This window comes from Bradyrhizobium sp., from assembly GCF_049519115.1.
Lineage (GTDB): Bacteria > Pseudomonadota > Alphaproteobacteria > Rhizobiales > Xanthobacteraceae > Bradyrhizobium.
Window position 1 is genome coordinate 40,169 of record NZ_JBEKRB010000048.1, and the last position, 6,037, is coordinate 46,205.

Below are 6,037 nucleotides of genomic sequence, written 5' to 3' on the forward strand. Positions count from 1 at the left end.
ATGAAAAAGCCGTCAGCAACGCGGGCACCAGCAAAACGGCTATCGCGAAAAACCATTTTGGCGGTGGACGTCGGGGGCTCCCATGTGAAGGTCATGGACAGCAAACGTCGCATCAAGCGTGAGTTTGTGTCCGGGCCGCATCTGTCAGCCAAAGAAATGGTGAAGCAGGTCAAGGATCTCACAACGGATTGGTCTTACGATGTCGTTTCGATCGGATATCCTGGACCGGTCGTTCATAACAAACCCCTGGCCGAACCGCATAACCTTGGCCGTGGCTGGGTCGGCTTTAATTTCGCCAAAGCGTTTGGCCGCCCGACGCAGGTGGTCAACGATGCGCTGATGCAGGCTCTCGGCAGCTACGAAGGAGGGCGAATGCTGTTCCTTGGGTTAGGTACGGGCCTCGGCTCCGCCATGATCATCGATGGCATTATGGAGCCGATGGAGCTCGGCCATTTGCCTTATCAGAAGGGCCGGACTTTCGAAGATGATGTGGGAGAGGCCGGCCTCGAACGTCTCGGCAAGAAGAAGTGGCGGCAAAAAGTCGCCGATATCGTCAAGCATTTCGTCGGGGCGCTGGAGCCCGACTACGTCGTTCTCGGCGGCGGAAATGCCGAAAAGCTCGGACGTCTGCCTCGCAACGTGCGACTGGGAAACAACGCCAATGCCTTCAAGGGAGGTTTTAGGCTTTGGGATACCCGCAACGTTAAAAAGGTTTCGGAGTAGCTTGATCGCGTGTCTCCACCGGAGGCAATTTATCGACAAACGGCAAGCGTCGCCGTCGTCTTTTACCTTTGAAAGATAACGGACCATGGCAGCGCCCTCCGATCAGCCGAATTCGCCGTCGCCCGAGGTTAAGGACCTGAGCGAGGAAAAGGATGAAGGCCTCACCTTCGGCGCCGTTCTCGGCGCGACAATCGGCAACATGCTCGAGTTCTACGATTTCGTTACTTACAGTTTCTTTGCCACGCAAATCGGCCACGCATTTTTCCCGACCAAGAGCGAGTTCGGCAGTCTTCTGCTTTCGCTGGCGACCTTCGGCGCCGGCTTCGTCACGAGACCGATCGGGGCCATCGTGATCGGCTCGTATTCGGACCGCGCGGGACGCCGGCCCGCGATGCTGCTCAGTTTTGCGATGATGGGCGTCGCCATCCTGGTGCTGGCCATCACGCCCTCCTACAACACGATCGGCGTCGCCGCTCCGATAGTCGTCATTTTGGCGCGGCTGACGCAGGGTTTTTCGTTGGGAGGCGAGGTCGGTCCGACGACCGCTTATCTGATGGAAGCGGCTTCGGTCCAGCGTCGAGGCCTTGTGGTTTCATTGCAGCCTGTAAGCCAGCAGATCGCGGCGACGGCGGGAGCGTTGGTGGGCGAGATCCTATCGCTGACCATGGCAAGCGATGCGCTGGATACGTATGGCTGGCGTATCGCTTTCCTGCTCGGTGCCGGCACGCTGCCGTTCGGATTATGGTTGCGCCGCGGCTTGCCTGAAACGCTGCACCGGGTTGAAACGCCGGCGATAGCGGTTGAGAACAACGCGGCTGCCAAGACGCTACGCGGCAACACCCGTCTGTTGGGGCTGGGGCTCGTCATTCTGGCCAGCGGCACCATCATCACTTACGTGGCGCAATATATGACCACCTATGCGCAGCATACCCTGCACGTCGATGCTCCGCTCGCTTTCGCGACAACAGCTGTCGTCAATGGTGTCGGAGTTGTTGCCGCGCTTCTGGGCGGTTGGCTTGCCGACCGTGCGGGTCGCTGGCCGATCATGGTATGGCCGCAGATCGCAGCACTTTTGCTGACCTATCCAGTTTTCCTGTGGGTCGTGGAAAGCCGCAATTCCTTGGCACTCCTTGGCGGCCTTGGTCTATTGGCGCTGATCGGCTCGATCCCCTACAGCGCGTTTTATGTTGGACTCGCCGAAGCTTTGCCCAAGAACATCCGCGGCGGCGCTTTTGCAACCATTTATGCGGTTGCGATCGCGATATTCGGTGGCACCGCCCAGCTCGTCGTCGCCTGGCTGACGGAAGTAACCGGCAACGCGCTGGCGCCGGCCTGGTACTTGTTGTTCGCGACGGCTGCAGGACTCTGCGCCATGATATTCATGCCGGAAACCGCGCCCTCAAAGATCGCGGCTTCCGGTAAACGATAAAGAGGGCCGGTTCGCTCATCGCTAGCGGCCTGTCCTTCCTGTTAACTTGTCAAACAGCCACGCGCAGCAAAACGCGGTCTCGCGACGCGACGGCGCCCGAAGTTTGAACGAAACCCCTCCGGAATAGAGGGCGCAGGGAAAGCCGGATGCCCAAGCGCACCCGCAGCCTTGCGTGTAAAAATAGAAAACACGCAAGTTAGTCACCACAGGTTCGCCGATCACGCCGGCCTTCCCTGCGCAATGGTTTTAACGGTTTCCTTCGCGCTCGCCCCGGAGACCGGGCTTTGTTGTCTCCGTTACAGGCTGCGATGCGAAAGCATCTTCGCCAATTTGACATCAGCGTCGGGATGTCAGGCCCACACGACTTCGCCGTCCGCGTCCGGCCGCGCCCGTCTTGCGCCGCAACCCGCGTCCACTGCATCCCGCACCCAACGTTCGTGACGATCGCGATACGCCCCTTTATCCGGGGCGGAATGGCTGGAATCACTAAAGGTGTTTCTAGCAAACGGCGAAGCGAAATATTTTTGCGAGTGGGGCTGGACATGATTTCGGGTGATTTGCCCGTCGGGCAAATCACTCCCGTGAGCCGGCCAGACAGCGAGGGTTATATTTTGCGGCACTCCAGCATTTGCTCGCTTATTGGGGCGCGGCTCGATGCCCGGCTTGCGCATTTGAATGACGTCGAAGTCGACGCCTTGAACCGACAAAATCGGACGACCGGAACTACCGGAATTACCCCGTAATTGGACTTGCTGCGGGCGTGGATCGCGCGCAGGCGCTTTAGAGAGAAGAGCGCGACGCAAGATCTTCAAGGCTTGCCGACGACGACGTTCGGAATGTACTGACAGGGATCGGCTGGATCGACGTGGCCCGAATCAATTTCAATCACATCGCCCACATTCACCATGAGTCCGGAAGGAAGCACCACGGACGACCTGTTGACGCCATCCAGGGTCTCGGCGAAAACTTGCTTGTTATTGACGTATTTCGGATTGATACGCCTGTCCGTCATGAGCTGGCTCGATCGGATCAGGGCTGACGTTTGAGCCGCAGTTGCTATCCCCGTTACCTTCCCTCGAAGCCGGATCCCGTTCGTCGGTGACTGCCACCTCGCTTTGGCTCCGCACTCAATCTTCGGTTCCTTGGTTGCCGTCATTTCGTCTTCGTGCGACTCGCGCGCCGTCATCTGCCGCTGTGCGAGACCGATGGCTTCAACTGCCCAGGAGGGGAGCGACGCAGAGCCGGAGGCGAGGTCGCCGTCTGCAGGTGGCACGGGGTTCGCGGCCGGATCTGGGCTGGGGTCGCCACCGTCGTGCCCTGGCTGCTTTGGCAGATCGACACCATTGAGGTCCTGCGTCGCAGGCGGCGCCTTGGTCCGTTTGTCGACATCGGCCACGGCCGGAATGCCCGACCAGGCACTCTGTTGATTCGATGCGGGCGCCGGGGATGACCGAGCCTGCGCGTCAGGCTCTTCCGTCACGATTTCAACTGGGATTGCGACGACCGAAGCCCCCTCAGTCCGGTTAAAAGCCCCAAACACGAAAAGCAACGCAATGACGACATGGCCCGCAATCGCCAACCCAAGGGCCGCGCGGGTGGTGTTGGATTCCTGCTGAAGGAATAGCTGCAACCACTTCACGATTGCCATCACACCAATCGCAATTGTCTCGACCAGGCACCGTTCTACCTCAGGCGCGACCGGGACTTCAACAGACGCCGAGCGTTCGGACGAAGACCGAAATTACGCCAAAATTCACGCCATCAGAATGTTGGAAGCGCGGGATGCGGATCTAGTCGGGACGTCAAGCAGAGCCAACCGTTGTCTCTTGTCGGGCCTTAGCAGACCATACGCCGCTTCGCCGCTAAGGTCGCCTTTTGACCACGGATTTGTTGCTAACGTTGGATGACCTAATTCCGACAAACCGGGGCAAGTGTGTTGCGAACGTTGATAGCAACAAGGATATCCGCGCTGGTGTCGCTGTTGCCTACATGCTTCGCGGCCAAGGTGCGGAACGGGCGGGAATCATGCTTCCTTTGGGGGCACGAAAGCGCGCTCACGTTTGGGATTTATCGCCAGAGGCGCTATCGCGATCAGCGCTGCGACGGCGCCCAGCGCGAACGGCCCGGCGTTCGATGCGCCAGCAACAAGCCCTCCCAAAGGGCCGCCGACAGCAACGCCCAAGTCCCACGCGGACGTCACTGCGCCCAAGGCTGCGGTGCGTTCGCGCGGATCGGCCGCTTCCGTTACAAGGCTCGTGACGCTCGGAATCAGCAGGGAAAGCCCTGCAGCGGTTAATGCGGTCGAGGCGAAAGCGAGCGACTCCCGTTGCGTGAGAAACAAGCCGGCAAGCCCGACGGACTCGATGAGGAAGGCCGATAGAAGCACCGGCCTTGCGCCAAAACGATCTGCATAACCGCTGCCCAAAAATCGTGTCATCATAAACGCGATGCCGAACACGGTGAGCGCGAAGTTTTGGCCTGCAAAGCCAAGAGCCGCGAAGCGTGGCACCAGAAACGCAGCGATGACGCCATATCCAACGCTGGCGAATACGCCTGAAGCGCCGGGCAGCCATGCTGCCCTTGGAAACAAAGCGCGGCGGATATCCGTGCCGCGGGACGAGATACGACTCTCAGGCGGCGTCGATGCAACCAACACCCAGGAGAGCATCGGAATGACGCTTGCGGCAATCCAGACCTCGCGATAGGTGCCGATCGCCATGAGTGCGGTTCCGAGCACCGGGCCAGACGCCAGTCCCATCCACATCGCCAAGCCAAAATGCCCTGCGACCTTACCCCGCTGTGATTGCGCCGTTTGCGCCAGGATCCAGCCGACGGAACCGGTGAAGAGGGCGCCTTCACCCGCCCCGAGAAAAAGGCGTGCAAGAACCAGAACGGGCAGATTTGGCGCCACCACATGGCCGATGCCGCCGATCAAGGCGAGTATGGCTCCGACCATCGCCACGCGACGTCCGCCGCTTTGATCGGCAAACCGTCCCGAGACTGGGCGGGAAATCATGGTGGCGAGAGAGCCGATCGTCACGGCCAGGCCGGCGGTGATTGCACCCGCTCCCAACCGCTCATGGGCATAAGCGGGCATGACCTGGATCGTCATGCCAAACGCGCTGAAGCCAAGGAAGCAGGCCGACCAGAGCGGCCAATAGGGCGCGGATCCGTCACTCTGCACGCGTCGGTAGGTATTTAGATATATCATATCATCAAAACCGCATATTGTTTGATGACATCATACGTTTTTAGATGTATGAGACAATTGAGTTATTATCAATAAGATTATACGGAATCCGCATGAACACACGGGACCTTGAGGCCTTTCTGGCGGTGGTGGAGACCGGCTCGATCGTTGGAGCCTCAATGCGGCTTCATCTCACGCAGCCCGGTGTGAGCCGCCGCATCCAGAGTTTGGAAGAAAGGCTTGGCGTCGTCTTGCTCGACAGGCAGTCGAAGCCGTTGAAGCCGACAGCGGCGGGCCGCGAAACTTATGCGCACGGGCGACGGATGCTCGGCGTGTTGAATGATCTCAAGACGGGATTGTCGCCCAACGGGGTAGTCAGCGGAGAATTCCGGCTCGGCATTTCACCTTATTTGTCGGAGGTCGGGATAACGACACTCGCCGACAGGCTCCGTGGCAGCTTTCCGGATCTCATGCTGCGCATCACAACCGGATGGCCCGAACAGCTTTTGGAGCAGCTTCGTCGCAGCGAAATCGACGTCGCCGCGTTTTGTCTTCCAGATGGAATGCATCCGTCGACCGAGATCGAGGCGGACGCCCTTGACATCCAGCCGCTATCTGTAGCGGCCCCTCAATCGCTGGATTTGCCGTCTCCCGCGACGCTGCAAGACCTTTCCCCATTTCCCTGGATCTTCAAC

5 protein-coding genes are annotated in these 6,037 nt (G+C 59.5%); 3 read left to right on the forward strand and 2 right to left on the reverse strand.

What is annotated here, in order from left to right; genetic code table 11:
* Both ABSE61_RS28265 and ABSE61_RS28270 read left to right on the forward strand, forming a co-directional pair.
* A complete protein-coding gene (locus ABSE61_RS28265) occupies positions 1–723 on the forward strand; it encodes an ROK family protein (protein ID WP_423874451.1) in 723 nt (240 codons plus the stop codon).
* A gap of 199 nt (positions 724–922) precedes the next feature.
* A complete protein-coding gene (locus tag ABSE61_RS28270) occupies positions 923–2,152 on the forward strand; it encodes an MFS transporter (RefSeq protein ID WP_423874456.1) in 1,230 nt (409 codons plus the stop codon).
* 808 nt (positions 2,153–2,960) lie between these two features.
* Here the strand turns inward: ABSE61_RS28270 and ABSE61_RS28275 are convergent.
* Together ABSE61_RS28275 and ABSE61_RS28280 are read right to left on the reverse strand one after the other, a co-directional pair.
* The gene (locus ABSE61_RS28275; protein ID WP_423874452.1) at positions 2,961–3,800 is read right to left on the reverse strand and encodes a hypothetical protein; all 840 of its coding nucleotides are present in this window, start codon (positions 3,798–3,800) and stop codon (positions 2,961–2,963) included.
* A gap of 375 nt (positions 3,801–4,175) precedes the next feature.
* Positions 4,176–5,363 (reverse strand): MFS transporter, encoded by a 1,188-nt coding sequence (locus ABSE61_RS28280; protein ID WP_423874453.1) that lies wholly within the window; start codon positions 5,361–5,363, stop codon positions 4,176–4,178.
* A gap of 92 nt (positions 5,364–5,455) precedes the next feature.
* On the opposite strand from ABSE61_RS28280, the gene ABSE61_RS28285 reads away from it, so the two are divergent.
* Positions 5,456–6,037, forward strand: a 582-nt coding sequence (locus ABSE61_RS28285) for a LysR family transcriptional regulator (RefSeq protein ID WP_423874454.1), incomplete at its 3' end; no start/stop codon positions are given.